Annotated in this window: 22 protein-coding genes and 2 pseudogenes; 21 read left to right on the forward strand and 3 right to left on the reverse strand. The window is 60.3% G+C overall.

Translation table 11 applies throughout. From position 1 onward, the window contains the following. Nucleotides 1-165 precede the first annotated feature (165 nt). From bamA to ACZ9BX_RS04390, 7 genes are all read left to right on the forward strand, one after another. Nucleotides 166-2508 carry an outer membrane protein assembly factor BamA gene (gene bamA / locus ACZ9BX_RS04360; protein ID WP_476219893.1) on the forward strand — a complete coding sequence of 781 codons (2343 nt, stop codon included), beginning with the start codon at nucleotides 166-168 and terminating at the stop codon, nucleotides 2506-2508. Between the two features lie 38 nt (nucleotides 2509-2546). Then, the gene (lpxD, locus tag ACZ9BX_RS04365) at nucleotides 2547-3608 is read left to right on the forward strand and encodes a UDP-3-O-(3-hydroxymyristoyl)glucosamine N-acyltransferase (protein ID WP_027509409.1); all 1062 of its coding nucleotides are present in this window, start codon (nucleotides 2547-2549) and stop codon (nucleotides 3606-3608) included. Beyond that, nucleotides 3605-4072, forward strand: a complete 468-nt coding sequence (gene fabZ / locus ACZ9BX_RS04370; protein WP_027509410.1) for a 3-hydroxyacyl-ACP dehydratase FabZ — start codon at nucleotides 3605-3607, stop codon at nucleotides 4070-4072. Before lpxD ends, fabZ begins: the two co-directional genes overlap by 4 nt. Then, nucleotides 4069-4887, forward strand: coding sequence for an acyl-ACP--UDP-N-acetylglucosamine O-acyltransferase (gene lpxA, locus ACZ9BX_RS04375; RefSeq protein WP_027509411.1), 819 nt, complete (start codon nucleotides 4069-4071; stop codon nucleotides 4885-4887). Before fabZ ends, lpxA begins: the two co-directional genes overlap by 4 nt. A 2-nt stretch (nucleotides 4888-4889) precedes the next feature. Beyond that, nucleotides 4890-5771, forward strand: a complete 882-nt coding sequence (locus ACZ9BX_RS04380; protein ID WP_132566288.1) for an LpxI family protein — start codon at nucleotides 4890-4892, stop codon at nucleotides 5769-5771. After that, nucleotides 5756-6931, forward strand: a complete 1176-nt coding sequence (gene lpxB / locus ACZ9BX_RS04385; RefSeq protein WP_476215955.1) for a lipid-A-disaccharide synthase — start codon at nucleotides 5756-5758, stop codon at nucleotides 6929-6931. The genes ACZ9BX_RS04380 and lpxB overlap by 16 nt, the downstream gene beginning before the upstream one ends. 272 nt (nucleotides 6932-7203) lie before the next feature. Continuing rightward, on the forward strand, nucleotides 7204-8448 hold the full coding sequence (locus ACZ9BX_RS04390) for an MFS transporter (RefSeq protein WP_476215957.1): 1245 nt from the start codon (nucleotides 7204-7206) through the stop codon (nucleotides 8446-8448). Between the two features lie 183 nt (nucleotides 8449-8631). On the opposite strand, the gene gltA is transcribed toward ACZ9BX_RS04390, so the two are convergent. Then, nucleotides 8632-9921: a citrate synthase gene (gene gltA, locus ACZ9BX_RS04395; RefSeq protein WP_476215959.1), complete on the reverse strand. Its 1290-nt coding sequence runs from the start codon at nucleotides 9919-9921 to the stop codon at nucleotides 8632-8634. 420 nt (nucleotides 9922-10341) lie between these two features. On the opposite strand from gltA, the pseudogene ACZ9BX_RS04400 reads away from it, so the two are divergent. Next, nucleotides 10342-11560 (forward strand): annotated as a pseudogene (locus ACZ9BX_RS04400) (ComEC/Rec2 family competence protein); the annotation flags it as partial. On the opposite strand, the gene lexA reads toward ACZ9BX_RS04400, so the two are convergent. Then, nucleotides 11541-12257 (reverse strand): transcriptional repressor LexA, encoded by a 717-nt coding sequence (gene lexA / locus ACZ9BX_RS04405; RefSeq protein WP_132566276.1) that lies wholly within the window; start codon nucleotides 12255-12257, stop codon nucleotides 11541-11543. The pseudogene ACZ9BX_RS04400 and the gene lexA overlap by 20 nt on opposite strands. Before the next feature lie 206 nt (nucleotides 12258-12463). Here lexA and ACZ9BX_RS04410 point away from each other — a divergent pair, with 206 nt between their 5' ends. Then, nucleotides 12464-13342 carry a VOC family protein gene (locus ACZ9BX_RS04410; RefSeq protein WP_476215962.1) on the forward strand — a complete coding sequence of 293 codons (879 nt, stop codon included), beginning with the start codon at nucleotides 12464-12466 and terminating at the stop codon, nucleotides 13340-13342. Then, complete coding sequence (gene kdsA, locus ACZ9BX_RS04415; protein ID WP_476215963.1) at nucleotides 13339-14184, forward strand: 3-deoxy-8-phosphooctulonate synthase; 846 nt, start codon at nucleotides 13339-13341, stop codon at nucleotides 14182-14184. The genes ACZ9BX_RS04410 and kdsA overlap by 4 nt, the downstream gene beginning before the upstream one ends. A gap of 21 nt (nucleotides 14185-14205) precedes the next feature. On the opposite strand, the pseudogene ACZ9BX_RS04420 reads toward kdsA, so the two are convergent. Continuing rightward, nucleotides 14206-16051, reverse strand: a pseudogene (locus tag ACZ9BX_RS04420) (methyl-accepting chemotaxis protein). Between the two features lie 444 nt (nucleotides 16052-16495). Between ACZ9BX_RS04420 and eno the strand changes: the two are divergent. From eno to lipA, 11 genes are all read left to right on the forward strand, one after another. Next, a complete protein-coding gene (eno, locus tag ACZ9BX_RS04425) occupies nucleotides 16496-17770 on the forward strand; it encodes a phosphopyruvate hydratase (protein ID WP_476215965.1) in 1275 nt (424 codons plus the stop codon). A gap of 142 nt (nucleotides 17771-17912) precedes the next feature. Beyond that, nucleotides 17913-18233 carry an FtsB family cell division protein gene (locus tag ACZ9BX_RS04430; protein ID WP_027509422.1) on the forward strand — a complete coding sequence of 107 codons (321 nt, stop codon included), beginning with the start codon at nucleotides 17913-17915 and terminating at the stop codon, nucleotides 18231-18233. Between the two features lie 146 nt (nucleotides 18234-18379). Then, nucleotides 18380-19426 carry a pyruvate dehydrogenase (acetyl-transferring) E1 component subunit alpha gene (gene pdhA, locus ACZ9BX_RS04435; protein WP_476215967.1) on the forward strand — a complete coding sequence of 349 codons (1047 nt, stop codon included), beginning with the start codon at nucleotides 18380-18382 and terminating at the stop codon, nucleotides 19424-19426. A 15-nt stretch (nucleotides 19427-19441) separates the two neighbouring features. Continuing rightward, nucleotides 19442-20818 carry a pyruvate dehydrogenase complex E1 component subunit beta gene (locus ACZ9BX_RS04440; RefSeq protein ID WP_476215968.1) on the forward strand — a complete coding sequence of 459 codons (1377 nt, stop codon included), beginning with the start codon at nucleotides 19442-19444 and terminating at the stop codon, nucleotides 20816-20818. 15 nt (nucleotides 20819-20833) lie between these two features. Beyond that, nucleotides 20834-22180, forward strand: a complete 1347-nt coding sequence (locus tag ACZ9BX_RS04445; RefSeq protein WP_476215969.1) for a pyruvate dehydrogenase complex dihydrolipoamide acetyltransferase — start codon at nucleotides 20834-20836, stop codon at nucleotides 22178-22180. A gap of 19 nt (nucleotides 22181-22199) precedes the next feature. Further along, on the forward strand, nucleotides 22200-22841 hold the full coding sequence (locus tag ACZ9BX_RS04450; protein WP_027509426.1) for an SGNH/GDSL hydrolase family protein: 642 nt from the start codon (nucleotides 22200-22202) through the stop codon (nucleotides 22839-22841). A gap of 2 nt (nucleotides 22842-22843) precedes the next feature. Further along, a complete protein-coding gene (locus tag ACZ9BX_RS04455; RefSeq protein WP_476215972.1) occupies nucleotides 22844-23425 on the forward strand; it encodes a GNAT family N-acetyltransferase in 582 nt (193 codons plus the stop codon). A gap of 15 nt (nucleotides 23426-23440) precedes the next feature. Beyond that, the gene (lpdA, locus tag ACZ9BX_RS04460) at nucleotides 23441-24886 is read left to right on the forward strand and encodes a dihydrolipoyl dehydrogenase (protein ID WP_476215974.1); all 1446 of its coding nucleotides are present in this window, start codon (nucleotides 23441-23443) and stop codon (nucleotides 24884-24886) included. Nucleotides 24887-24940: 54 nt separating this feature from the next. Then, nucleotides 24941-25195, forward strand: coding sequence for a GlsB/YeaQ/YmgE family stress response membrane protein (locus tag ACZ9BX_RS04465; protein ID WP_027509429.1), 255 nt, complete (start codon nucleotides 24941-24943; stop codon nucleotides 25193-25195). A gap of 14 nt (nucleotides 25196-25209) precedes the next feature. Beyond that, nucleotides 25210-25458, forward strand: coding sequence for a GlsB/YeaQ/YmgE family stress response membrane protein (locus ACZ9BX_RS04470; protein WP_476215977.1), 249 nt, complete (start codon nucleotides 25210-25212; stop codon nucleotides 25456-25458). A gap of 91 nt (nucleotides 25459-25549) precedes the next feature. Further along, on the forward strand, nucleotides 25550-26521 hold the full coding sequence (gene lipA / locus ACZ9BX_RS04475) for a lipoyl synthase (protein WP_027509431.1): 972 nt from the start codon (nucleotides 25550-25552) through the stop codon (nucleotides 26519-26521). Nucleotides 26522-26575 lie beyond the last annotated feature (54 nt).

Below are 26575 nucleotides of genomic sequence, written 5' to 3' on the forward strand. Positions count from 1 at the left end.
TTTACGATGTTTCAAAGCTGTAGTGGCGAATGGGTCACGCTTCGAAATGAAGTAAACAGAAATTAACTTGCTGCCTTGCTTGTAAGGTAAAAGCGGGTAAAACGACACACGTGCCGGAATCGGGTTCGCCCGGCGACGGGGGCGAGAAAAAAGGTAATGGGTGAAATGAAGGCTGGTTCAAGATTTTTGAACGCAGTATCGGCGGTTGCGCTGTCTGCAGGTATTGTTGCTTCGGGCGCTGGTGCAATTACAATCGTTTCTGCGACGGCTGCGGAAGCAGCGGTTATCCAGCGTATCGATGTGCGTGGAGCAAGCCGTGTCGGCGCCGAGGCGGTCCGGTCCAATCTCACCATTGCCCCCGGCAGGAACTTTTCGAACACCGACATCGATGACTCGGTAAAGCAGCTCTACGGCACGGGCTACTTCTCCGACGTCAAGATTTCGGTTTCCGGCAGCACGCTGGTCGTCACCGTCGAGGAAGCCCAACTCGTCAATCAGGTCGTCTTCAACGGCAACCGCAAAGTCAAGGACGACAAGCTGGCATCGGTCGTCCAGACGCGTCCGTCCGGCCCGTACAACGATGCGCTGATCCAGGCCGATATCGCGGCGATCAAGGAAGCATATGCAGCAACGGGCCGCAGCGAAGTTCAGGTAACGACACAGGTCGTTCCGCTCGGCGAAGGCCGCGTGAACCTTGCTTTCGTCATCGACGAAGGCGACCGCACCAAGATCGCGTCCATCAATTTCGTGGGCAACAATGCCTACAGCGCCAGCCGCCTTGCCGCCGTGATCAGTACCAAGCGTTCGAACTTCCTCTCGTTCCTGACCCGCAAGGACGTCTACAGCGAAGATCGCCTGCATGCCGACGAAGAGGCGCTGCGCCAGTTCTATTTCAACCGCGGCTATGCGGACTTCAAGATCATCTCTTCGGACGCTGCTTTTGACGAAGCGACGAACAAGTACACGCTGACCTTCAATGTCGAGGAAGGTCCCCGCTATAACTTCGGTCCCGTAACCGTGCAATCGACGGTTGAGGGCGTGACCGGCGAGCAGCTTCAGGGCTTGGTGAGGACGCATGAAGGCGAGGTCTACAGCGCCAAGGACGTCCAGATGTCCATGGAAGCCATTTCGGATCAGGTTGCTTCGGCAGGCTATCCGTTCGCCCGCGTGACGCCCCGCGGCAATCGCGACCTCGGCAACAATACGATCGGCGTCGAATATCTCGTCGACCAGGGCGACCGCGCCTACGTCGAGCGCATCGAAATCCGCGGCAACAGCCGCACGCGCGACTACGTCATCCGCCGCGAATTCGACATGAGCGAAGGCGACGCCTTCAATCAGCAGATGATCACCAAGGCGAAGCGCCGCCTTGAAGCGCTCGGCTTCTTCTCGTCGGTGAATATCTCGACCGCACCGGGCAGCTCGCCGGACCGCGTCGTCGTCATCGTCGATGTTCAGGATCAGTCGACGGGTTCGTTTGGCATCGGCGCCGGTTATGCCGCAGGCGGCGACGGTCTGATCCTCGAGGCCTCGGTCGAAGAAAAGAACTTCCTCGGTCGCGGCCAGTATATCCGTGTATCGGCCGGCGGCGGTCTCGAAGGCTCGCAGAGTTACGGCTTGAGCTTCACCGAGCCCTATTTCCTCGGTTATCGCCTTGCGACTGGCTTCGACCTCAATCACAGCGAAACCTCGAGCAACGACAACTACGACTATACCGAAGATAGCGCCGTTCTCCGTGCAACGGCGCCGATCACCGAAGATCTGGCGACGACGTTCCGTTACAACTTCAAACGGATGGATTACGATGCCGACGGTAATGATCTGAGTGATCTTTCGACGCCCTATCAGGATCTTGTCGAGAACGGACCGTGGATACGGTCATCGATTTCCAATACGCTGACCTATAACACGCTTGATGACATGACGCTCCCGCGCGAGGGTATATACGCGACGCTGACGCAGGAAATCGCCGGCTTGGGTGGCGATTCGCAGTTTTATAAGATCTACGGCAAGGCACGTTACTATCATCTGCTGGCCGATGATGCCGATATTATCGGATCGCTCGCCGGCGGAGCAGGTTATGTTGTCGGTCTCGGCAAAGACCTGAATATCTTCGACCAGTTTACGCTTGGGAACAACGATATCCGCGGCTTCGAGAACAAGGGTATGGGTCCTCGCGTTGGTGGTGGACCGGATGATCCGCTCGGGGGAACGACTTATTTTACTGTGTCAGCGGAAGCGACCTTCCCGATGCCCGGCTTTCCGCGTGACTTTGGCCTTCGTGGCGCGGTCTTCGCTGATGCGGGTACATTGTTTGGAAATGACGTTGATGTGAGTTCGCCGGAATTCGTGAGAGGCGATAGTGCGCAACTGCGCGCTTCGGTCGGTGTTGGCCTTGTCTGGCAGTCGCCGTTCGGCGCGCTGCGCGTCGATTACGCGATCCCGGTCGTGAAGGAAGATTTCGACAAGACCCAGTACTTCAAGTTTGGCATCAACAACCAATTCTGATATCGGCAGTCCAGAATCGTAAACTGGAGCTTTTGCCGGTGGAGCAGAACAATTTCTTTCCGCCCCGCGACGGCGTCAAACTTTCGGAGTTGGCGCATTATCTTGGGGCGGAACTTGCCAATCTTGAAAGCGGCGACATTCTCGTCCGCTCCGTGGCGCCGGTCAGCCGCGCAAAGGCTGGCGATCTTTGCTATATCATCTCACGCAGAAGCCGTGGCGAGCTCGAGACCTGTCAGGCGTCGGCCGTTCTTTGTGAGCCTGCGATAAGATCGGCAGTACCTCCCCATATTCCGGTTCTCCTGTCGAAGAATCCGCATGCGGCTTTTGCGGTGGCGGGCGGGTATCTCCATCCGGCGGCTCTTCAGCCGCTGGCGACAATGTCTTCGACGATAGAGATCGCGGCGACTGCGGTTGTCGATCCGACGGCGCGGCTGGAGCCGGGCGTGATCGTCGAGCCTTTGGCTGTCATCGGCGCGAATGCGGAAATCGGTCAGGGAACGCGGATCGGCGCGGGTGCGCTTATCGGTCCCGGTGTCAAGATCGGCCGCAATTGCACGATCGCCGGCGGCGCCAGCGTCGTGTGCGCGCTGCTTGGCAACTGCGTGATCGTGCACAACGGTGTACGTATCGGCCAGGACGGCTTCGGCTATGCGCCGGGGCCCCAGGGGATGATCAAGATCGTTCAGATCGGCCGCGTCATCATCCAGGATAATGTCGAGATTGGCGCGAACACGACCATCGATCGCGGCACGATGGACGATACGGTTGTCGGCGAAGGAACGAAGATCGACAACCAGGTGCAGATCGGCCACAACGTCAGGATCGGACGTCATTGCGCGATTGTTTCGCAGGTCGGCATTGCTGGCAGTGCGGTGATCGGAAACGGTGTGCAGATCGGTGGCCAGACAGGTATTAATGGCCATATTACGATTGGCGATGGCGTACAGATCGCGGCAAAAAGCGGCGTCATCCACAGCATTCCCGCGGGCGAGCGTTATGGCGGTATTCCCGCGCGCCCTTTAAAGGACTTTCTTCGAGAGTCGGCAGAGATAATGGCGCGCGCGAGCGCCCGGGCTCATAAAACGGGAGACCAAGAATGACTGAAGGGGTCAAAGAGACGCTCTCTTCGGCGGACATCATGGAGATCATGAAGCTTCTGCCGCATCGCTATCCGTTTTTGCTCGTAGACCGGATCATCGAGATCGATGGCGACGATTCCGCGATCGGCATCAAGAACGTGACTGCCAACGAGCCTCATTTCACCGGCCACTTTCCCGAGTCGCCCATCATGCCGGGCGTTCTGCTGATCGAAGGCATGGCGCAAACTGCGGGCGCGATCTGTGCGCGCAAGGATGGAACGAGCGGCAACCTCGTCTATTTCATGACCATCGACAATGCGCGTTTCCGCAAGCCGGTCATCCCGGGTGACCGGGTTGAATTTCATGTGAAGAAGCAGAAGCAGCGCGGTAATATCTGGAAGTTCCATTGCGACGCCAAGGTCGACGGCGCATTGGCCGCGGAAGCCGATATCGGTGCAATGATCCTTCGTAAGGATGAGGCATGAGCACGATTGCCGCAAGCGCCCGCATTCATGCCATGGCCGTTGTCGAGGATGGCGCGGTCATCGGCGAAGGCGTGACCGTTGGTCCGTTCTGCCATGTCGGTCAGAAGGTTGTTCTGCACGACAATGTCGAACTGCTGGCGCATGCCGTGGTGACCGGCAGGACCGAGATCGGCAAGGGCTCCCGGATTTTCCCGATGGCGGTTATCGGCGGCGATCCTCAGAGTGTGCACCACGGCGGTGAGGAGACGACGCTGACGGTGGGCGAGAATTGCATCATCCGCGAAGGCGTGACGATGAACACCGGTACCGCCGATGCCGGCGGCAAGACGATCGTCGGCGACAACAACCTGTTTCTCGCCAATTCGCACGTCGCCCATGACTGCCGTGTCGGCAACCATGTCATCATGTCCAACAATGTCATGCTTGCCGGGCATGTGACGATCGAGGACCGGGTCATTCTGGGCGGCGGATCGGCGGTGCATCAGTTCACCCGCGTCGGCCGTCAGGCTTTCGTCGGGGGCCTTTCGGCCGTCAGCTACGATGTTATTCCCTACGGCATGCTCAACGGAAACCCGGGTTTGCTCGGCGGCCTCAACGTCGTCGGCATGACACGAGCAGGGATCGATCGCGCTGTCATTCATAAGGTGCGGCGCGCCTACAAGGCGATTTTCGAGGGATCGGGATCGATCCGCGACAACGCCGCAGCCATCCGCGACGAATATGCCGATTGCGAGCCGGTGATGCAGATCCTCGATTTCATTGCCGCGGAAAGCGATCGAGCGCTGTCATCGCCGACGCGAGGGCAGAAAGGCTGACCTTGTCTCCCGCCAGTGATACCGACAAAGGCCGTCTGGCGATCATTGCGGGAAACGGCCTTCTGCCGTCCTATGTCGCAGAGGCGGCGCGGGCGGCCGGCGAGGAGCCATTCGTGATTTCGCTGAAGGGCGAGCTCGACCGGTCATGGGAGGGCTACGACCACGCGGTCATCGGCGTTGGCGATTTCGCGGCGCTGTACGGACTTTTCAAGCGCAACAACATCACCCGCGTCGTCATGTCGGGCGGCGTTCGCAGGCGCCCCGAATGGCGGGAAGTACGGCCGACCTGGCGGACGATCGCAAAGATGCCTGGCGTAGTGCGCACGCTGCTCTCGGGCGGCGACGATACGGTGTTGCAGATGGTCATCAAGCTCATTGAGGATGACGGCCGCCGCGTCATCGGCGCGCAGGAAATCGCCCCTGACCTGCTGGCGGCTGTCGGACCGATCGGCGCCATGCAGCCGAGAAATGACGACAAGACCGATATTCTGAAGGCGGCAGCCGCCGCCGAAGCGCTTGGGGCGCTCGACGTCGGGCAGGGCGCAGTCTCTGTCGGCGGACGCATCGTGGCGCTCGAAGGTGTGGAAGGGACGGACGGCATGCTTGAGCGCGTCGCATCGCTGCGTGCCGCCGGGCGGATATCGCCGCGCCGCCGCGGCGTGCTGGTCAAGCTCTGCAAGCCGCAGCAGGATGTCCGAGCCGACCTGCCGTCGATCGGCCTCTCCACGGTGATGAATGTCAAGGCGGCAGGCTTGGCGGGCATTGCCGTCGAGGCGGGACGTGCGCTCATACTCGACCGCAAAGCAGTGATCACGGCCGCCGACGAAGCCGGACTTTTCGTCTGCGGCCTCGATCGCGGCCTGCCGTCATGGGGGCTCTCATGAAGGTCGCGATCGTGGCAGGCGAGGTTTCCGGTGATCTTCTCGGCGCCGATCTCGTGGCGGCACTGAAGCGCAGACATGCCGGGGTCGAACTGGTCGGCGTCGGCGGCGATGCGCTGGAGGCGCAGGGGCTGAAATCGCTCTTCGATTTCTCCGAGCTTTCGATCATGGGCATCACCCAGGTGCTCGGAAAATTGCCGAAGCTTGTCGCCCGCATCAGGCAGACGGCGGCCGCGATCATTGCGGCAAAGCCCGATATCCTGGTCATCATCGACAGCCCGGATTTCACCCATCGCGTTGCCAGACGTGTCCGCGAAACCCTGCCGGAGCTACCGGTCGTCAATTATGTCTGTCCTAGCGTATGGGCGTGGAAGGAATATCGTGCGCAGCAGATGCTGGGTTACGTCGACCATGTGCTGGCCGTTCTGCCGTTCGAGCCCGCAGTGATGGAGCAACTCGGCGGACCGCAAACGACCTACGTCGGCCACCGGCTGACGGCGGATGCGGATTTAATTGGCGCTCGGCTCCGCCGGGCAGAAAAGCTCCAGACTGACGCCGAAGGCCGGAAGACGATCATGCTGCTGCCCGGATCGCGCTCGTCGGAAATCACGAAGCTGCTTCCCTATTTTCGCGAGGCCGTGAATGAACTGGTGGCGCGCAACGGCGACGTGCGTTTCCTGATGCCGACGGTCAGCCGCAGAGAATCGATGGTTCGCGACATTGTGAAGGACTGGGAAACGAAACCTGAGATCCTGACTGGTAATGAACAGAAATGGCAGGCTTTCGCGGAGGCTGATGCGGCAATGGCTGCGTCAGGGACCGTCATCCTTGAGCTTGCACTTACAGGCGTGCCGACAGTCTCGGTCTACAAGACAGACTGGATCATCACGATGATGACGCGGCGTATCAAAACATGGACTGGCGCAATCCCGAATCTGATCGCTGACTACGCCGTCGTGCCGGAATATATCAACGAGGTCGTTCGCGGCGCCAGCCTGGCACGCTGGATGGAGAGGCTTTCCAGCGACACACTCCAGCGGCGCGCAATGGTTGAAGGTTTCGACTTTGTCTGGCAACGCATGCAGACGGAAAAGCCGCCGGGGGAACGGGCGGCTGACGTCGTTCTCGACCTTCTGAACAAGAAAAAAAACGGCCATTTCTGACCGGGTGCCCAACTGCATTGTGGCATCGGCCGCTCATAGACATGTAGCAGAGCAGTGATTGACGACATGCAACTTTGCGTCTAGCTACAATGGAATGAATATCGCAACGGTTCTCGTAGTGGTGATGGAGCGCATGGGCAGGATGGTATAACCACCCGGCGAAAGCACCCATGCGCGGTAAGCAGGCTCCTGACGGGGCCTTTTTTTATGCCCGAAATTGGGGCCGCGCCTCGTCAGACTTCCATAATCCCCACTGGCAAGATGGACAAACAATGATGAGCGACAATCCCATTCAGGTTCCCAGCAAACAGACCGCCGGAAACCCGGTCGTGACTTCGGCTGCGGCTGCGCCCCGACGCACAATTCTTATCCTCCTTACGGCACTCTCGGCGTTGCCGGTGAATATGATCTTGCCGTCGCTGCCGAACATTGCCGCCACGTTCCAAGCTGATTTCACGCTCGTCAACCTTTCGGTTGCCGGTTATGCGATTGTCAGCGCCCTGACGAACCTCATCGCAGGCGCAATGTCGGATCGCTATGGACGCAGGCCCGTTGCATTGATGGCAATCTCCATCTTCGTCGTCGCGTCCGTTGGCTGTGCCCTTGCGCCCAATATTGGCGTTTTCCTTCTGTTTCGAGCGATGCAAGCGTCCATCTCTGCCTGCTTTTCCGTCGCTCTCGTCGTTATCAAGGAAACATCGGGCGAACGCGAAGCCGCAAGCAGAATTGGTTACGCCGCCATGGGATGGGCAATTGCGCCCATGCTCGGCCCGACGTTTGGCGGAGTGTTGGACGAACTGTTCGGATGGCGGGCGATCTTCGCCATTCTTGCGATGTTCGGTGCGGCGATCCTGGCCCCGTCCATGCGGGAGTTGAGAGAAACCGCCACACCCTCGGCGAAATCGACGACGAACTACCTTGCTTCATATATGCATCTCTTGGGCGCGGCCGGTTTCTGGGCCTACACCCTGTGCATGGCCTGCTCCATGGGGACACTTTATATCTTCCTGGGAGGCGCGCCGTTGGCCATTGACGGATCAAGCGCGAAGCTGGGATTCTACATGGGAATGGTTCCGGCTGGCTTCATCCTGGGCAGCTATTTGGCTGGCCGCTACGGGTCCCGAAGCCCACGAAACGCCACCATTGTTGTTGCACGTCTCTTGACTTGCATGGGGCTGCTGGTCGGCCTGAGCCTGTCGATGTCGGGCATCACCCACGTTCTGGCGTTCTTCGGACCTTGCATGTTTATCGGCATCGGCAATGGGTTGACGATGCCCGCTGCCAACTTGGGCGTGATGTCCGTCCGTGCCGATCTCGCGGGCACTGCCGCAGGGTTGGCCGCCGCGATGTCAATCGCCGGCGGAGCGCTCATAGCCTCCACCGCCGGTCTGTTTCTCAAGGAGTCAGGCGCGGTCCATGCGCTGCTCGGCATGTTGCTGATATCGGCATCGCTCGCGTTACTGGCGGCACTTTTCGCGGCTTTTATCGATCGGCGCGCGTCCAAGCGGGTTTCCTAGCCGGCTGGCGCTTTCCACCCATCGCAGAAATGGGGTTGCTGCAAGGATCCTTAAGGCTCGCGACAAAGTCAAAAAAACAGCCGCAAAAGCCGGCGTTCTCGACCGGCTTTTGCGGCTGTTGATATTCCGCACTCTGGTCAAGAACTGGATCCTTGACCGGGTTTCCTTTCGGGAGGAAGCGGCCTAACGCTTCGAAACCGGAACGTAGTCGCGCGGCGGCTCGCCGACATAGAGCTGGCGCGGACGGCCGATGCGCTGCTGCGGATCTTCGATCATCTCGTTCCACTGGGCTATCCAGCCGACGGTGCGTGCCAGCGCGAAGAGTACGGTGAACATCGTCGTGGGGAAGCCGAGTGCCTTCAGCGTGATGCCGGAATAGAAGTCGATGTTCGGATAGAGCTTCTTTTCGATGAAGTATTCGTCGGTTAGCGCGATGCGTTCCAGCTCCATCGCGACTTCGAGAAGCGGGTCGTCCCTGTGACCGAGTTCGGCGAGAACCTCATGCGTCGTCTTCTGCATGATCTTGGCGCGCGGATCGTAGTTCTTATAGACGCGGTGACCGAAGCCCATTAGGCGGAACGGATCGTTCTTGTCCTTGGCGCGGGCGATATATTCCGGAATGCGGTCGACCGTGCCGATTTCCGAAAGCATGTTGAGGGCCGCTTCGTTTGCACCGCCATGAGCCGGACCCCAGAGGCAGGCAATGCCGGCTGCGATGCAGGCGAACGGATTGGCGCCCGAGGAGCCGGCGAGACGGACCGTCGAGGTCGATGCGTTCTGCTCGTGGTCGGCATGCAGGATGAAGATACGGTCCATGGCGCGTGAAAGGACCGGGTTCACGACATATTCTTCGCAAGGAACGGCGAAGCACATGCGCAAAAAGTTCGAGGCGTAGTCGAGATCGTTCTTCGGGTAAACGAAGGGCTGGCCGATATAGTACTTGTAGGCCATGGCCGCGATCGTCGGCATCTTGGCGATCATGCGCAGGCTTGCAACCATGCGCTGATGTGGATCGGTGATGTCCGTCGAGTCGTGGTAGAAGGCAGACAGAGCGCCGACGCAGCCGCACATGACGGCCATCGGATGCGCGTCGCGGCGGAAGCCGGTGAAGAAGCGCGACATTTGCTCGTGCACCATGGTGTGATGCGTGACGCGGAAGTCAAAGTCCTTCTTCTGCGCGGCCGTCGGCAGTTCACCGTAAAGCAGCAGATAGCAGACTTCCAGGAAGTCGCCGTGCTCGGCAAGCTGTTCGATCGGGTAGCCGCGATGCAGCAGAACGCCTTCATCGCCGTCGATATATGTGATCTTCGATTCACAGGAAGCGGTCGAGGTGAAACCAGGATCGTAGGTGAAGGAACCGGTGTTTTTGTACAGTGCACCAATATCGATGACATCCGGACCGATCGTTCCGCTTTTCACGGAAAGATTGGCGGTTTTGTCGCCGATTTTGATTGTTGCGCTTTGATCCGTCATGCTGATCCTCCAAACTGGCGGCGGCGCCATAAAAGCGCCATAGGGTTAAGCGTCCTCTCCGATAGCTATATGATCACGGCGCCAATGCCAAGTTACCGTGGCGCCATTTTGTGCATCGCAGTATCAACTTTTAGACACTCCTGCGATGCCGGAGGCGCATAACGGAAGCCAATGATTTAATTCGGCTTTTGGCAATCCAATTTTTTTGGCTTTTTTCAATCGATTATTGTTACTGAAACGCCCGTTGGGCTGCATTCGGGGTTGTATTAAGAGGTGCCGCCGGGCTGGGTGCATGCCGGAGTTGAAAACGAGCACGCTGCGCATTTCCGCGTCAGCAGATGTCGTGGACGGGCAGTTCCGCATGCCCCTGCCTTGCGCTTTTGGAAAGCGGGAGGAAGCCTCCGGCATATGCAAAGCTCTCGCCCGCGAATAACCGCCGTTCGCAACGTGGCGCTTTCAGCGCTTCTCATCATCATCGTCTCGCCGCCCTCCGAGGATCATGGGGCCGAGCTTCCAGATGTCCTTTACCGCGACGCTGGCGCTGGTCCCCGGATACGCGCTATGGAAGGAGCGGCCGATGCGCGAAGCCCGTTTGCAAAACTTCGGGCGCTTCAGCTGCTGATTTCGGTCTCGGGCTTTTTCGGCGGCATCCTGCGGCTTTTCGACGGCATTGTTCTCGATCGAGCATATTCACCGGCTGACGGCTTATGTCCTGCGGGCCAATCCCGCAGCCATGCCGATCATCTCCTTCATCATCATGCCTGCTGGATTGATTGCCATGCTGCTGATGCCCTTCGGGCTCGACGCGCTGCAATGGAGGGTGGTCGGTTTCGGGCTCGATCTGGTGATCGCGACCGCAAAGACAGTATCCTCGTGGGTGGCGACATCGGCGTGGGCGGGCTGCCGGGCTGGTACTTTCCGGTAGCAGTCACCGGCTTCCCGCTGCTTACGCTGCTGCGCACGAAGCTCCGGCATATTGGCACCGCGATCATGTCAGTCTCGACGCTTTTGGTCGCCCTGATGTCGGGCGTAACCGCACCGGATGTTGTGATCGCAGAGGACGGCAGCCTCGTTGCCATCGTCAACAGAGCCTCGCTCGCGTCGGACGGCGAGCGTCGCCGGATTTCATTTTCGATCAGTGGAAAGGGCGCTGGCTATCGATGACAATCTGCGGCCCCGATTCATCGATGCCGGTTCAGCGCCGATCCACTCGGCAAAAGCCAGCGAGAGAACGGAGCTCTCCCCGGAGCAGCAGGAGAAGGCGAGAAATGCGATGCGGAACACTGCCGCGGCTAGCCATTTGTCCTGCGTCAAGAAAGCATGGTGTACGGGAACGGCTCGAAAATGGCTCCGTGCTGACGGTGCTCGATAATGCCGCCTATCTTGGTCCAGCTTGCCATACCGTGGACATCGGCGTTGCGCCGGTCAGCTGCGCTCTGCCGATCCGGCGCGATGCCCTTCACGGGCGAAACCTTGCGGAAAACCGGCGCTATTGAATTGCGCTTCGGAAGCGGAGCAGCACAAATCACAACCGCCTTCGAGAAACTCGATCGCCCCTGGAGCCGCCACCGCGCCTATGATTGGCGCAGCGGTACCTTTGCCCGGCGATGGGCCGCCGGTTAGTGATAACGGCGGATGAGGCCGACGAGTTTGCCCTGAACCTTGACACGATCTGGTCCGAAGATGCGGGTTTCGTAGGCCGGGTTTGCGGCCTCGAGCGCAATCGAAGCACCCTTGCGACGGAACCGTTTCAGCGTCGCTTCCTCGTCGTCGACCAGGGCCACGACGATATCGCCGGGGTTTGCGGTACTGGTGTTGCGGATGATGACCGTGTCGCCGTCGAAGATACCAGCCTCGATCATCGAATCGCCCTTGACCTCGAGCGCGTAGTGCTCGCCGGAGCCGAGCATGTCGGCTGGAACGTTGATGTCGTGCGTGTTGTTCTGGATCGCCGAGATCGGAACGCCTGCCGCGATCCGGCCCATGACGGGAACCGAAACGGAGCTGTTATTGCCTTCGTTCGCCGGCTTCGGCGGGACGGCCGTAGGCTGCAGCTTGCCGAGGCTGCCCTCGATGACGCTCGGCGAAAAGCCGCGGCGGGGCTGAATGCTCGGGCTATAGGCTTCCGGAAGCCGGATCACCTCAAGCGCGCGAGCCCGATTCGGTAGGCGGCGAATGAAACCGCGCTCTTCCAGTGCGGTGATCAGCCGATGGATACCGGATTTGGACGCGAGATCCAGCGCATCCTTCATTTCGTCAAAGGACGGCGGCACGCCGGATTCTTTCATGCGCTCATGAATGAAGAGGAGAAGCTCCTGTTGTTTGCGCGTCAGCATCGAAGTTTAACCCCAGTTTCGTGAAACAAAGCCAGAACAGACACTATATGTTCCATATGTGTTCCGCAAGTACCTAAATTTTCGTAAAATTTCCCCTCAACTGCGTTCGTTTTCGAAACTTTTTGTTTGCCGGATAGGGCGCCCGGCTTGCAAAGCCAAGATACCCGGCACACATCTTTCGGCACAGGAAATGGAGACGTGACGCCATGCTGCATCCGCTGGATCATCTTGTTCTGCCTGTCACCAACATCGATCTCGCGCGGGAGCGGCTGGGACGATTGGGGTTCACGGTTGCCGACGAGGGCCGTCATCCTTTCGGCACGGTGAATGCCTGCGTTTTCTTCTCCGACAAGACCTATCTCGAGCCGCTTGGCGTTGCGAGCGCGAAGGAATGTGAAGAGGCAGTGCGGCACGGAAACGTCTTTGTGGCACGCGACCAAGCCTTTCGCTTCCGCTGCGGCAATGACGGATTCTCTGCGGCCGTGTTCGCCACGGAAGACGCGGACGCCGATCATGCGCACTTCGTGCGGGCGAGAAAGAGCGGCGGCGGCATGCTGGAGTTTTCGCGCCTGATCAAGATGCCGGACGGGTCGCAATCGACGGGGACTTTCAAGCTTGCCTTTGCCGCCGATCTTCGGGTGCCGGATTTCTTCCTCTTCGCCTGCCAGCGCATCAACGCCTTTCCGGCCGATCGCAGCGCGCTGGAAAAGCATGCGAATGGCGCAACCGGTATCTCGGAGATCGTGCTAAGCGCGCCGGAGCCTGAAGCTTTCGGCTCGTTTCTTCAGTTGGGCGCGTCTACGACGGGAATCGAGCGGACGCCGTTCGGCGTGGCGATCGCGTCAGCGAATACCAGGATTAGCCTGCTGTCGCCGGAAGGGATGGAGGCTTATTTCGATTCGCTGCCGTTAACCGCAGATAAGGGGCTTAGAGGCAGCGCTATCGTTTTCCGCACCACCGATCTTGCCGTGACAGAAGCGCTTTTGGCTGATAACGGGATGACCTATACACGCAAGAACAACAGAGTCCTGGTGAAGCCGGCGCCCGGCCAGGGTGCGATCTTCGCCTTCGAGGAGACCCAATGAGCAATACGAATTCCGAAGTCGCAGTCGGCGAAGGTGCCGGCCGCGTCGTCTTTTCCAACAGCGGCAGGCTGTCACTGATTGCCGGCCCCTGCCAGATGGAGAGCCGCGAGCATGCGTTCATGGTGGCCGGCGTTTTGAGCGAGCTGTGCAAAATGCTCGGCATCGGCCTGGTTTACAAGTCGTCCTTCGACAAGGCGAACCGGACCTCGCTGTCCGCTCAGCGCGGCATCGGCCTTGAGAAGGCGCTGGAAGTCTTTGCCGACCTCAAGAAGGAATTCGGTTTTCCGGTGCTGACGGACATTCATACGGAAGAGCAGTGCGCTGCCGTCGCGCCGGTCGTCGACATCCTGCAGATCCCGGCCTTCCTCAGCCGCCAGACGGACCTCCTCGTTGCCGCCGCCAAGACGGGCCGGGCGATCAATGTGAAGAAGGGCCAGTTCCTGGCACCCTGGGATATGAAGAACGTCCTCGGCAAGCTGAATGCCACCGGCAATCCGAACATCCTGCTTTGCGAGCGCGGGGCCTCCTTCGGCTACAACACGCTGGTCTCGGACATGCGCTCGCTGCCGATCATGGCGGCCATGGGCGCCCCTGTCGTTTTCGATGCGACCCATTCGGTGCAGCAACCCGGCGGGCAGGGCGGCTCGACCGGCGGGCAGAGGGAGTTCGTCGAGACGCTGGCACGCGCGGCCGTCGCCGTCGGCGTGGCAGGCGTCTTCATCGAGACGCATGAGGATCCCGATCACGCACCGTCCGACGGCCCGAACATGGTCCATCTGAAGGACATGCCCCGGCTGCTCGAAAAGCTGCTGGCCTTCGACGCGATCGCCAAGGCGGCTTGAACGGACATGAGGTGCCTGCCGTCAGCCGGCAAGCGCCATCCTTTGGCTAGAGTGCGACCGCGTTGCGGTAGGGGCCGTCACGTCGTCGAGACGGAAACGGGACAGCAGGTGATTGAGGTGTATCGCCTCTTCACCAAGTTCGCGGCAAGCGGCACTCGTCTGCTCAACCATCGCCGCGTTCTGCTGCGTGACGCTGTCCATTGTGTTGACGGCGGCGTTGACTTCCAGGAGAGCGGTCGTTTGTTCGGAAGAGGAACGCACGATCGCCTCGATCAGCGCCGTGACCCTGAAAACCTGCTGATCGATATTGCTGAGCGCCTCACCGGTGCGGTTGACTAGTGCAACGCCGGCTGACACCTGATTGGAAGACGTCTCGATCAACTGCTTGATTTCCTTCGCTAGATTGGCAGAGCGGCCGGCAAGGTCGCGCACTTCCTGCGCAACGACTGCAAAACCCTTTCCGGCTTCACCGGCGCGGGCGGCTTCCACGCCGGCATTGAGCGCGAGGAGGTTGGTCTGGAAGGCGATTTCATCGATGACGTTGATGATCTCGCCGATCTGCACAGATGATGTCTCGATCTTCTCCATCGCAGCGACCGCCTCATGCACGACGGTTGCCGAATAGGTGGCACTTTCCTTGGTCGCCGTCATCATCGCGTTCGCTTCATTGGCCCGTTCCGACGAGTTCTTGACGGTGACCGTGATCTGGTCGAGCGCCGAGGCTGCTTGCTCCAGCGAAGCGGCCTGATGCTCGGTGCGCCGGGCCAGGTCGTCCGTGCTCGACGCGATTTCGCCGGAGCCGGTCCGCACCGTATTCGTGACGGCCGAAATTTCCGTCATCGCGCCGGAAAGCGTGTGGATGCTCGAATTGAACTGCTCGCGCAACTTTTCATAGGCCGCTTCGAAGGGCTCGCTTAGCTGGACGGTGAGGTCGCCCCCGGAAAGGCGTTCCAGGCCGCGGCTCAGGCTCGCGATGACGCGCTCGCGGACGGCTTCCTCATCTGCCTTGGTGGCGGCAAGCGCCGCATCACGCTGCGTTTGGGCCTGACGTTCGGCATCCTGGCGCTCGCGGATATTGTTCCGCTCTTCGGCGGCTTCGCGGAAGACGGTAAGCGGCCCGCGCCATCTCACCGATCTCATCGCCGCGGCGGCTGAAGGGCACTTCCTTCGAATAGTCGCCGCCGGCAAGGATCGCCATATAGTCGCGCATCGCCGAGAGCGGCACGATGGCGCGGCGTCGGAAGACATACAGGCCGCCGAGAAGCAGGCAAAGCGAGACTGCGGCAGCTGCGAGCGTGATGGTCGAGAGGATGCGTGTCTGTTCCGCGGCATCCTTTTCGGCATCCGCCAGGAAGGTGTTCGCCATATCCACGAGCTTGTTGACGGCGCTTTCATGAATATGGAAATTCGTCGCAAGTGTTTCGAAGGACGCCGGGATGACTGCGGAGTCATTCTTGAGAATGGCCGGCGCGAGTTCCTCCAACATCACCTTCCAAAACACGTCGCCTTTGACGAGCACATCGTTCAGGAGCTTTTGCTTGAGGTCACCGCTGAGCGCCGTCGTCAGCCAATATTTGCGGCGATCCTCATAAGCGGGTTTCAGGATGTCTTCAATGCGGTCGATGTTTTTCTTCGCAACGTCGGGGCGCTGCACTGCTTCGAGCGCAAGCATGTAGGATTCGACGACGTAGAGGGGCGGCGGTAGAATATCGGCGACGAGATCCTTGCCGTAGATGATCTGCCTGTACATCTCGCCGTTCACCCGCAGCTTGTTGAAGGCGTAATTCTGTATTCCGATCGAAGCGATCAATCCAGCGGTGACGACCACCGCGAAGATTGCAAGACTGCGTGCAATATTGAGTTTCATCCTGCGCCCCATGAATTGAATAGCGAACAGATGCTGTTCGTTGAAATTATTTTGGAATTTCCGAGGGAACCTGAAATCGTGAAGGTCGGCATAGTCAGGCGGGTTTGGACCGCACCAGGAAGCGCATCATGCAATACTACTTGCCGGAGAGCGGGGCAGTATTTCCTCAGTGAGTATTAATTATAATATTGATTGGTTACTGACCGATAAATTTACAACCAAATCGAAAGTGACGAAGGTTGCTTTCAAAACCTGAGGTTTCGAAGCGCCGGAACGAGCTCGCTGGCAGCGGATTGATGACGTGGCAAGCGGTCTCTTCAAAAGCCTGACATATTCGCGCTATAGGCCCGTGCCAGCCGTCTGTCGTCGGTGTGGCATTGTAATTTGCGTGCCTTCGATTAAACAGCTTCGAACGATTTATCACCCACCGAGCAGGAAGAGATCATGACCGCAATTACCGACATTATCGCCCGCGAGATTCTCGACAGCCGAGGCAATCCGACCGTTGAAGTCGATGTCTATCTCGAAGATGGCAGCATGGGCCGTGCGGCCGTGCCGTCAGGCGCCTCGACCGGTGCGCATGAGGCCGTCGAAGTTCGCGATGGCGGCAAGCGCTATCTTGGCAAGGGTGTCGAAAAGGCCGTCGAGGCTGCCAACACGGAAATCTTCGACGCGATCGGCGGCATCGATGCCGAGAACCAGATCCAGATCGACAACATCATGATCGAACTGGACGGCACGCCGAACAAGTCGCGCCTCGGCGCCAATGCCATCCTCGGCGTGTCGCTCGCCGTTGCCAAGGCGGCCGCCCAGGCATCCGGCCTGCCGCTCTACCGCTATGTCGGCGGTGCGAGTGCCCATCTCCTGCCGGTTCCGATGATGAACATCATCAACGGCGGCGCGCATGCCGACAACCCGATCGACTTCCAAGAGTTCATGATCCTGCCGGTTGGCGCCGATTCGATCCGCGAAGCGGTTCGCATGGGCTCGGAAGTCTTCCACGTCCTCAAGAAGGAACTGTCGGCCCAAGGTCATAACACCAATGTTGGCGACGAGGGCGGTTTCGCGCCGGGCCTGAAGAGCGCGCCGGAAGCGCTCGACTTCATCATGAAGTCGATCGAGAAAGCCGGCTACAAGCCGGGTGACGACATCTGCCTCGGTCTCGACTGCGCCTCGACGGAATTCTTCAAGGACGGCAAGTACGTTCTCGAAGGAGAGGGCCGCACGCTGGAATCGGGCGCCATGGCCGAATATCTCGCCGATCTCGCCGGCAAGTACCCGATCATCTCGATCGAAGACGGCATGGCTGAAGACGATTGGGACGGCTGGAAGGCTCTGACGGACCTCGCCGGCAAGAACGTGCAACTGGTCGGCGACGACCTTTTCGTCACCAACTCGGAGCGCCTGCGCGACGGCATCCGCATGGGCGTCGCCAACTCGATCCTCGTGAAGGTCAACCAGATCGGCTCGCTGACGGAAACGCTCGACGCCGTCAACACCGCGCACAAGGCAGCCTACACCGCCGTCATGTCGCACCGCTCTGGCGAAACGGAAGACTCCACGATCGCCGATCTGGCGGTCGCCACTAATTGCGGTCAGATCAAGACGGGCTCGCTGTCGCGCTCGGACCGTCTGGCAAAGTACAACCAGCTGATCCGCATCGAAGAGGGTCTCGGCCCGCAGGCCCGCTACGCCGGCCGCTCGATCATCCGCGGCTGATAGTCTTTAAGAATCAGTTGTTTGAAACCCGCGCTTCACCGGCGCGGGTTTTTTGTTGCGCGAAATTCATAGTCAACGGACGGTTAATCTCTCAGGCGTAAGCTCGCTGCAATCGGTAATGCGTTTCAGAGCATGTGTGCGTATGTGGACAAAGCATCATAAGAAGAGAAAGATTGGGCGGTTCGTCATTCCGGCCATGACGGTCGCTTTTCTCTCCTATTTCGGTTATCACTGCATTCACGGCGACTATGGTCTCCGGGCCACGGAAGGCTTTGAGAAGCGCCGGATTGCGCGCGAGCGCGAGCTTGCGGTCTTGAAGGTGAAACGCGAACATCTGGAACAGCAGGTCGCGCTGTTGAGCGATGGTTCGCTCGACAAGGACATGCTGGACGAAAAAGCCCGCTATCAACTGAACATGTCGCGGGGCGACGAAATCGTCATATTCAATTCTTATGCAAATTAACCGGAAATAGGTTAATCTGCAATTCTGTTGGTTTATCAATGGCTTAAAGCAGAATACGTGCCATGCATTTATGGCATTGCTGTGGCCAAATTTCTTCCCTATGGTACGCGCCACCCAAGAAACGACAAACCCATAGGGAGGGTTGAATGGCGCCGCGAAAGACCGCGACCGTTTCCAGCCGCAAGACCAGCGCAAAACCTCACAGCAAGCAATCGAATGGCGGGGCTATCGCCGATTTCGATCGCGATACCGAGCTCAAGGCCTATCGCGAAATGCTGCTCATCCGCCGTTTCGAGGAAAAGGCAGGCCAGCTTTACGGCATGGGCTTCATAGGCGGTTTCTGTCACCTTTATATCGGCCAGGAAGCGGTCGTCGTCGGCATGCAGTTCGCCCTCAAGGAAGGCGACCAGGTGATCACTGGCTACCGCGATCATGGCCATATGCTGGCGACCGGCATGAACGCCCGCGGCGTGATGGCGGAACTGACAGGGCGCAGGGGCGGCTATTCCAAGGGGAAGGGCGGCTCCATGCACATGTTCTCCAAGGAAAAGCATTTCTACGGCGGCCACGGCATCGTCGGCGCCCAGGTTTCGCTCGGCACCGGCCTTGCATTCGCCAACAAGTATCGCGGCAACGACAATGTCAGCGTCGCCTATTTCGGCGACGGCGCGGCCAACCAGGGTCAGGTCTACGAAAGCTTCAACATGGCGCAGCTCTGGAAGCTGCCCGTCATCTACGTAATCGAGAACAACCGTTACGCCATGGGCACTTCGACCGCCCGCGCTACCGCGCAGGCCGACTTCTCCAAGCGCGGCGCGTCCTTCGGCATTCCGGGCATCCAGGTGGACGGCATGGACGTGCGCGCCGTCAAGGCTGCTGCCGACGAGGCGATCGAATACTGCCGTTCCGGCAAGGGTCCGATGATCCTCGAAATGCTGACCTATCGCTATCGCGGCCATTCGATGTCCGACCCGGCGAAGTATCGTTCGAAGGACGAAGTGCAGAAGATGCGCTCCGAATCCGATCCGATCGAGCAGGTGCGCCTGCGCCTCATCGAGAAGGGCTGGGCGTCGGAAGACGACCTGAAGTCCATCGACAAGGACGTGCGCGATATCGTTGCTGACGGCGCGGATTTCGCCCAGGCCGATCCGGAGCCGGATGTATCCGAGCTCTATACCGACATTCTGCTCTAATCGGGGAGGGAACCCATGCCTATCGATATCCTCATGCCCGCCCTTTCTCCGACGATGGAAGAAGGCACGCTGTCCAAATGGCTCAAGAAGGAAGGCGACAAGGTCACTTCCGGTGACGTGATTGCCGAAATCGAAACCGACAAGGCGACCATGGAAGTCGAAGCCGTCGACGAAGGCACGATCGGCAAGCTGCTGGTCCCAGCCGGCACCGAGAACGTCAAGGTGAATGCCAAGATCGCGGTGCTACTGCAGGACGGCGAGTCGGAATCCGACATTTCCGCTGCGCCTGCCGCACAGCCCGCGCCGGCTGCTCCTGTCCAACAGGCAGAAGAAAAGCCTGCCGCTGCGCCCGTTCCGGCTGAGCCTAAGGCTTTCGTACCGAACGATCCGGAAATCCCGGCCGGCACCGAAATGGTGTCGATGACCGTCCGCGAAGCGCTCCGCGACGCCATGGCCGAGGAAATGCGCGCCGACGAGAGCGTCTTCGTCATGGGTGAGGAAGTTGCCGAATACCAAGGCGCTTACAAGGTGACCCAGGGGCTTCTGCAGGAATTCGGCCCGCGCCGCGTGGTCGATACCCCGATCACCGAGCACGGCTTTGCCGGCGTCGGCGTCGGCGCTGCGATGGCAGGCCTGCGGCCGATCGTCGAGTTCATGACCTTCAACTTCGCCATGCAGGCGATCGACCAGATCATCAACTCCGCCGCCAAGACGCTCTACATGTCCGGCGGCCAGATGGGTGCTCCGATGGTTTTCCGCGGCCCGAACGGCGCGGCTGCCCGCGTTGCCGCCCAGCACAGCCAGGACTACGCTGCCTGGTATAGCCAGATCCCGGGCCTCAAGGTCGTCATGCCCTATACGGCATCCGACGCCAAGGGCCTGCTCAAGGCCGCCATCCGCGACCCGAACCCGGTCATCTTCCTCGAAAACGAAATTCTCTACGGCCAGCACTTCGACGTGCCGAAGCTCGATAACTTCGTCCTGCCGATCGGCAAGGCCCGTATCCACCGTCCGGGCAAGGATGCGACCGTCGTTTCGTGGGGTATCGGCATGACCTATGCCACGAAGGCTGCCGCCGAACTCGAAAAGCTCGGCATCGACGTCGAGCTGATCGACCTGCGCACCATCCGTCCGATGGACCTGCCGGCCGTCGTCGAATCGGTCAAGAAGACCGGCCGCTTGGTCACCGTCGAGGAAGGCTATCCGCAGTCCTCCGTCGGCACCGAAATCGCCACCCGCGTCATGCAGCAGGCCTTCGATTATCTCGACGCGCCGATCCTGACGATTGCCGGCAAGGACGTTCCGATGCCCTATGCCGCCAATCTCGAGAAGCTGGCTCTGCCGAATGTCGGCGAAGTCGTCGATGCGGTGAAGACTGTCTGCTACAAATAAGGGGAGGGTATTTCGATGCCTATCAACATCACGATGCCAGCCCTTTCTCCGACGATGGAAGAAGGCAATCTGGCCAAGTGGCTCGTCAAGGAAGGCGACACCGTCAAGTCCGGCGATGTGATCGCCGAGATTGAGACCGACAAGGCCACGATGGAAGTCGAAGCCGTCGATGAAGGCACTGTCGCCAAGATCGTCATTCCGGCCGGTACGGAAGGCGTCAAGGTCAATGCGCTGATTGCGGTTCTTGCCGGCGAAGGCGAGGACGTTGCGGCGGCCGCGGCGTCCTCCAAGGCGAAAGCGGCGAGCGCTTCCGCGCCTCCACCTCCTCAGGATGAGACAGGAAAAGGCACGGCGCCAGCCGGCCCACTCGCTGCAAACGCCAATGTGAGCCCTCACACCGAGGTGCCGCAGGCGGTCTCGAAGGGCGAGGGCGGCACACGCACCTTCTCCTCGCCGCTCGCGCGGCGTCTGGCCAGGGAAGCCGGCATCGACCTTTCCGCAATCGCCGGTTCCGGCCCGCACGGCCGTGTGGTCAAGAGCGACGTCGAGGCTGCTGTCGCCGGTGGTGGCGCCAAAGCGGCTCCCGCTGTCGCGCCGCAGGCCGCTCCGGTTGCAGCCAAGGGCCCAACGGAAGAGGCTGTCCTCAAGCTCTTCGAACCGGGCTCCTACGAGCTGGTGCCACATGACGGCATGCGCAAGACGATCGCCCGCCGCCTGGTGGAGTCCAAGCAGACCATCCCGCACTTCTACGTCACCGTCGACTGCGAGCTGGATGCGCTTTTGGCGCTTCGCGCCCAGCTCAACGATGCCGCGCCGCGCAAGGATGGCGCCCCGGCTTACAAGCTCTCCGTCAACGACATGGTCATCAAGGCCATGGCGCTCGCACTGCGCGACGTTCCGGATGCGAATGTGTCCTGGACCGAAAACAACATGGTCAAGCACAAGCATGCCGATGTCGGCGTTGCTGTCTCCATTCCGGGCGGGCTGATCACCCCGATCATCCGCAAGGCTGAGGAAAAGACGCTCTCCGTCATTTCCAACGAGATGAAGGATCTCGGCAAGCGCGCCAAGGACCGCAAGCTGAAGCCCGAGGAATACCAGGGCGGCACGACGTCGGTCTCGAACATGGGCATGATGGGCGTGAAGGACTTCGCAGCCGTCGTCAATCCGCCGCATGCGACGATCCTTGCGGTCGGAGCAGGCGAGCAGCGCGTTATCGTCAAGAAGGGCGAAATGGCGATCGCGACCGTGATGAGCGTCACGCTTTCGACCGACCACCGCTGCGTCGACGGTGCGCTCGGCGCCGAGCTGCTGCAGGCTTTCAAGGGCTACATCGAAACCCCGATGGGCATGCTCGTCTGATCGTTGAGCGGAGACGGAAATGACGAAGACCGTTCTTTGCTATGGCGACTCGCTGACCTGGGGCTACGATCCGATGTCGCTGGCACGGCATGCCTATGAGGACCGCTGGCCGAGTGTTTTGCAGGCGGCGCTCGGCGGTGCGGCGCATGTCATTCCGGAAGGCTTGAACGGCCGGACGACCGCTTTCGACGACCACCTCGCCGATTGCGATCGCAACGGTGCGCGCGTCTTGCCGACGATCCTGCAGACGCATGCGCCGCTCGACCTCGTCATCATCTTGCTCGGCACCAACGACATGAAGTCGGTCGTGGCGGGATCGGCTTTTGCCGCCTGCCAGGGCATCGCCCGTTTGGTGCGCCTGATCCGCAATCATGCCTGGCCCTTCGAATTCGATGGGCCGGACATCCTGATCATCGCGCCGCCGGCGATCTGCGCCACAGGGAATGCGCCCTTTGCCGCTTCGTTCCCGGGCGGCATCGAGGAATCGGCAAAACTCGCTACGCTTTACCGTGACCTTGCCGACGAACTCGGTTGCGGCTTCTTCGACGGCAATTCCGTCGCGAAGACGACGCCGATCGACGGCATCCATCTCGATGCGGAAAATACCCGCGCCCTTGGGCGCGGGCTGGAATCGACTGTGCGGATGATGCTGGGGCTTTGACCATGGCCTCTTTCGCCGCGCTGCGGCCGGCAGAACGGCGGGATGCTGCGGAGCTGGCCATCCTCGTGGACATCGGCTCGCATGGCTTTGCTTCTTGGCTTTGGTTCGCGGAGGTGGCGGGCGGCAGCGCCGATACGCCGCTGGAGCGGGGCCGGATGAAGATGAGCCGCGATGGCGCCTGGGGGAACTGGCAGAGTGCGGTGATTGCCGAAGCCTATGGCGAGATCGCCGGAACGGCGGTGGGCTATGCGCTCGGCGGGGAGATCGGAGCGGTCGCGGCGGATCGTCCTGCCCTAAGGCCGGTGATCGCGCTGCAGAAGCAGGCGGCCGGAAACTGGTTCATCGGCACGCTGGCCGTCTACCGCCATCTGCGCGGCATCGGCATCGGAAAGCGGCTGCTGGTCGACCAGATCGAGAAAGCGGACGGGCGGGCCGTCAGCCTGATCACCGCAAGTGATAACGAGGCAGCGCTCGCGCTGTATGGGAAGAATGGATTTTCGCAAGCCGTCCGCGCTGAGGCCGTGCCGCTTTTCGAAAACAGCAGGAAACACGAGTGGGTACTTTTGACCCGCCTCGCCGGATGAAAAAGGCAGGAAAACATGGCTGAGAATTACGACGTCATCATCATCGGCTCCGGTCCAGGCGGCTATGTCGCGGCCGTACGTGCCGGCCAACTCGGTCTGAAGACCGCGATCGTCGAACGCGAGCACCTGGGCGGCATCTGCCTGAATTGGGGCTGCATCCCGACCAAGGCGCTGCTGCGTTCGGCTGAGATTCTCGACCATTCCAATCATCTGAAGGATTACGGCCTCGTTCTTGAAGGCAGCGTCAAGCCGGATACCAAGGCCGTCGTTGCCCGCTCACGCGCGGTTTCCGCCCGCCTGAACGCTGGCGTCGGTTTCCTGATGAAGAAGAACAAGATCGACGTGATCTGGGGTGAAGCCAAGATCAGCAAACCCGGAGAGATCATCGTCGGCAAGTCCACCAAGGCGGCAGTCGAACCACAGCATCCTGTGCCGAAGGGCGTCAAGGGAGAAGGCACTTACACCGCCAAGCACATCATCATCGCAACTGGTGCCCGCCCGCGCGCGCTGCCGGGCATCGAACCGGACGGCAAGCTGATCTGGACCTATTTCGAAGCGCTGAAGCCGGATGCCCTGCCGAAATCGCTGATCGTCATGGGCTCGGGCGCGATCGGCATCGAATTCGCAAGCTTCTACCGCTCGATGGGCGTCGACGTGACGGTGGTCGAAGTCCTTCCGACGATCATGCCGGTCGAGGATGCGGAAGTGACCGCCATCGCCCGCAAGCAGCTGGAAAAGCGCGGCATGAAGATCTTCACGAGCGCCAAGGTGACGAAGGTCGAGAAGGGCGCCGGCAGCATCACGGCCCATGTCGAGACGGCCGACGGCAAGGTCCAGCAGATCACGGCGGACCGCATGATCTCCGCCATTGGCGTTCAAGGCAATATCGAAAACCTCGGCCTTGAAGCGCTGGGCGTAAAGACGGATCGCGGCTGCGTGGTCAGCGACGGCTACGGCAAGAGCAACGTTCCCGGCATATACGCGATCGGCGATGTCGCCGGCCCGCCGATGCTTGCCCACAAGGCCGAGCACGAAGGCGTTGTCTGCGTCGAAAAGATCGCAGGCCTGCCGAATGTTCACCCGACCGACAAGAGCAAGGTTCCGGGCTGCACCTATTGCCAGCCGCAGGTTGCCTCCGTCGGCCTGACGGAAGCCAAGGCCAAGGAGCTCGGCCGCGATATCCGCGTCGGCCGCTTCTCCTTCGCCGCAAACGGCAAGGCGATCGCGCTCGGCGAGGATCAGGGCCTCTGCAAGGTCATTTTCGACAAGAAGACCGGCGAACTCCTCGGTGCGCATATGGTCGGCGCCGAAGTGACCGAGCTGATCCAGGGCTTCGTCGTCGCGATGAACCTCGAAACGACCGAGGAGGAACTGATGCACACGATCTTCCCGCATCCGACCGTCTCGGAGTCGATGAAGGAAGCCGTGCTGGACGCTTACGGTCGGGTGTTGAACGCTTGATAATTTCCCTTTCCGCCCTCTATCCGAAGGTGGAAAAAACGAAAGGAAATCATCATGTCCATGGAGACGCAGGCATTGCTTGTCTTCCTCCTGATTGGCCTCGTCGCGGGCTTCCTCGCGAGCCTGGTCGTCGGCGGAGGCGGTCTGATACGCTGCCTGCTCAGCGGCATCATCGGCGCGTTCGTGGGCGGGTATCTGTTCAATGCGCTGGGCATATCGCTCGGCATTGAAAATGCGCTGGCCGTGCAGATCATTCACGCCACGGTCGGCGCCATCGTCGTGGTGCTGATCGCAAGGGCGATAGCGTAGGGAAAAGGGCACTCATGGAAGGCGTCGGCTGGATAGCGGCAATCATCATCGGCGGTTTTGCGGGCTGGCTCGCCGGCAAGCTGATGGAAGCGCGATACGGAATTCTCCTCAATATCGTGCTCGGCATCGTCGGCTCGGTGGTCGCGACGGCCATCCTGGCGCAGTTTCACATCGAAGTGGCCGGAGGACGGCTCGGCTACTTCGTCACCGGCTTCCTCGGCGCCTGCCTGCTGATATTCATCGCCCGGTTCGTGCGGCGATAATGCACATCACGGCTTGAATTGTAAGATTCGAGCAAAACGCTTATGTGCAGACTGATGAAGCCGCATGGGGCGGCGGAAAGTTGACACTGCAATGGTAACCATCCTCGACACGATCAATCCCGACGCCAAGCGCGTGCGGCATCCGGAAAAGGCGAACCGCCCAGATACGGAAGTGCTGCGCAAGCCGGACTGGATCCGCGTGAAGGCGCCGACCTCGAAGGGCTACGCGGAAACGCGCGCGATCGTGAGGGAAAACAAGCTCGTCACCGTCTGCGAAGAAGCCGGATGTCCGAATATCGGCGAGTGCTGGGACAAGAAGCACGCGACCTTCATGATCATGGGCGAGATCTGTACCCGCGCCTGTGCCTTCTGCAACGTCTCGACCGGCAAGCCGAACGCGCTCGACATGGCCGAGCCCGAAAACGTCGCCAAGGCCGTCAAGGAGATGGGACTTTCCCACGTCGTCATCACCTCGGTCGACCGCGATGATCTAGAAGACGGCGGTGCCGAGCATTTCGAGAAGGTGATCTGGGCGATCCGCTCCGTCTCTCCGGCAACCACGATCGAGATCCTGACGCCGGACTTCCTGCGCAAGCCGGGCGCGCTTGAGCGCGTCGTCGCCGCCAAGCCGGACGTCTTCAACCACAATCTGGAAACCGTGCCGTCGAATTACCTTACGGTCCGCCCCGGCGCCCGCTATTTCCACTCGATCCGCCTGCTGCAGCGAGTGAAGGAACTGGACCCGACGATGTTCACCAAGTCCGGCATCATGGTCGGCCTCGGCGAGGAGCGCAACGAAGTGCTGCAGTTAATGGACGATCTGCGCACCGCCGATGTCGACTTCCTGACCATCGGCCAATACCTGCAGCCGACCCGCAAGCACCACAAGGTCGAAAAATTCGTGACGCCGGAGGAATTCAAGTCCTACGAGACGGTCGCCTATACCAAAGGCTTCCTGATGGTGGCGTCGAGCCCGCTCACCCGCTCCTCGCACCACGCCGGCGACGACTTCGCCCGGTTGAGGGTGGCACGCGAAAAGAAGCTGCTGATGGCGGCGGAATAATCAACGAAGGCTTGCATTTTCTGAAAGCCGCGGCGATCTTCCCGCGGCTTTTTC

It is taken from the genome of Rhizobium sp. USDA 3886, assembly GCF_056279785.1.

What these genes read in the sequence shown, in the direction of transcription:
- bamA (WP_476219893.1), top strand. Translation starts at nt 166, where the DNA reads ATGAAGGCTGGTTCAAGATTTTTGAACGCAGTATCGGCGGTTGCGCTG.
- fabZ (WP_027509410.1), top strand. Translation starts at nt 3,605, where the DNA reads ATGACTGAAGGGGTCAAAGAGACGCTCTCTTCGGCGGACATCATGGAG.
- lpxA (WP_027509411.1), top strand. Translation starts at nt 4,069, where the DNA reads ATGAGCACGATTGCCGCAAGCGCCCGCATTCATGCCATGGCCGTTGTC.
- lpxB (WP_476215955.1), top strand. Translation starts at nt 5,756, where the DNA reads ATGGGGGCTCTCATGAAGGTCGCGATCGTGGCAGGCGAGGTTTCCGGT.
- ACZ9BX_RS04390 (WP_476215957.1), top strand. Translation starts at nt 7,204, where the DNA reads ATGATGAGCGACAATCCCATTCAGGTTCCCAGCAAACAGACCGCCGGA.
- gltA (WP_476215959.1), bottom strand. Translation starts at nt 9,921, where the DNA reads ATGACGGATCAAAGCGCAACAATCAAAATCGGCGACAAAACCGCCAAT.
- lexA (WP_132566276.1), bottom strand. Translation starts at nt 12,257, where the DNA reads ATGCTGACGCGCAAACAACAGGAGCTTCTCCTCTTCATTCATGAGCGC.
- ACZ9BX_RS04410 (WP_476215962.1), top strand. Translation starts at nt 12,464, where the DNA reads ATGCTGCATCCGCTGGATCATCTTGTTCTGCCTGTCACCAACATCGAT.
- kdsA (WP_476215963.1), top strand. Translation starts at nt 13,339, where the DNA reads ATGAGCAATACGAATTCCGAAGTCGCAGTCGGCGAAGGTGCCGGCCGC.
- eno (WP_476215965.1), top strand. Translation starts at nt 16,496, where the DNA reads ATGACCGCAATTACCGACATTATCGCCCGCGAGATTCTCGACAGCCGA.
- ACZ9BX_RS04430 (WP_027509422.1), top strand. Translation starts at nt 17,913, where the DNA reads ATGTGGACAAAGCATCATAAGAAGAGAAAGATTGGGCGGTTCGTCATT.
- pdhA (WP_476215967.1), top strand. Translation starts at nt 18,380, where the DNA reads ATGGCGCCGCGAAAGACCGCGACCGTTTCCAGCCGCAAGACCAGCGCA.
- ACZ9BX_RS04440 (WP_476215968.1), top strand. Translation starts at nt 19,442, where the DNA reads ATGCCTATCGATATCCTCATGCCCGCCCTTTCTCCGACGATGGAAGAA.
- ACZ9BX_RS04445 (WP_476215969.1), top strand. Translation starts at nt 20,834, where the DNA reads ATGCCTATCAACATCACGATGCCAGCCCTTTCTCCGACGATGGAAGAA.
- ACZ9BX_RS04450 (WP_027509426.1), top strand. Translation starts at nt 22,200, where the DNA reads ATGACGAAGACCGTTCTTTGCTATGGCGACTCGCTGACCTGGGGCTAC.
- ACZ9BX_RS04455 (WP_476215972.1), top strand. Translation starts at nt 22,844, where the DNA reads ATGGCCTCTTTCGCCGCGCTGCGGCCGGCAGAACGGCGGGATGCTGCG.
- lpdA (WP_476215974.1), top strand. Translation starts at nt 23,441, where the DNA reads ATGGCTGAGAATTACGACGTCATCATCATCGGCTCCGGTCCAGGCGGC.
- ACZ9BX_RS04465 (WP_027509429.1), top strand. Translation starts at nt 24,941, where the DNA reads ATGTCCATGGAGACGCAGGCATTGCTTGTCTTCCTCCTGATTGGCCTC.
- ACZ9BX_RS04470 (WP_476215977.1), top strand. Translation starts at nt 25,210, where the DNA reads ATGGAAGGCGTCGGCTGGATAGCGGCAATCATCATCGGCGGTTTTGCG.
- lipA (WP_027509431.1), top strand. Translation starts at nt 25,550, where the DNA reads ATGGTAACCATCCTCGACACGATCAATCCCGACGCCAAGCGCGTGCGG.